The sequence below is a fragment of the Streptococcus suis genome (genome assembly GCF_002960445.1).
Lineage (GTDB): Bacteria > Bacillota > Bacilli > Lactobacillales > Streptococcaceae > Streptococcus > Streptococcus hyiners.
This window is the reverse complement of the sequence record NZ_POJD01000376.1, coordinates 1-320: the sequence shown is the minus strand read 5'-3', so window position 1 is coordinate 320 and position 320 is coordinate 1. Positions and strand designations below refer to the sequence as shown.

The following is a 320-nucleotide window of genomic DNA, read 5'->3' as shown; positions in this document are numbered from 1 at the left end:
CCAATACTCTCTGGACTAGTGGATTTTCCACAAATTCTTCATCAACTACTTCTTTTCTCTCAGCTTTCTCTAGCTTGCTCTTCCAATCTCTGAGGGTTAAATCTGGCTGATTACCTTTATCTTTTTCAAATTGCTCCGCATCTTCTCTGCTGAGTTCTTCGTGTAAAAAGGCGTAAGCAACTTGTCGCAACTCTTCAAGGGAAAGCTGGCTACCAAAGAAAAATTCAACCTTTTCATGACTTAGTCCCATTTGGAGTAGTTCTGTCGCAAGGGCTAGTTGAGTTACCGAGGCTTTGGGATAACCACCTAGTAAAGCAAGG

General features: G+C 42.2%; 1 pseudogene. It reads right to left on the bottom strand.

The features are described 5' to 3' along the window. A pseudogene (locus C1G53_RS12145) lies at nt 1-320 on the bottom strand (hypothetical protein); the annotation flags it as partial.